General features: G+C 57.0%; 1 protein-coding gene. It reads left to right on the forward strand.

Annotated features, from left to right (window positions below):
* Positions 1 to 176: 176 nt before the first annotated feature.
* Positions 177 to 386, forward strand: a 210-nt coding sequence (locus QP971_RS11310; RefSeq protein WP_284811942.1) for a helix-turn-helix domain-containing protein, incomplete at its 3' end; no start/stop codon positions are given.

Raw genomic sequence — 386 nt, forward strand, 5'->3', positions numbered from 1 at the left:
GGTGTCTGGTTCCATGACATCGTTCCGCTCTGTCTCACGACATCATTCCGCCCCACAAGGCCCTGATGTGCCACAACATCGTTCCACTGTTCCCGCACAACCACCCCAACAGGGAAAATGAGGCCACACGCACCAACCCAGGATGTAGCGAGACATACTTCCGCTCAAAATAGAGCATGGGCAAGAAACACACTTCCAACAAAGTCATCGTCGAAACCATCCTCGCAACCGGCATGAGCCATAAAGATGCCGCCGCACTCTTTAGCGTCAGCACCCGCTGGATCCGCGAACTTATCCACCGCTATCGCAAAGGCGGCTACCAAGCACTCGAACCACGCTCCCGGCGCCCGCACTCCAACCCCAGACAAGTGCCAGAGAGCACGGTC

Origin of the sequence: Corynebacterium marquesiae (genome assembly GCF_030229635.1) — a bacterium.
Taxonomy (GTDB): Bacteria; Actinomycetota; Actinomycetes; order Mycobacteriales; family Mycobacteriaceae; genus Corynebacterium; species Corynebacterium marquesiae.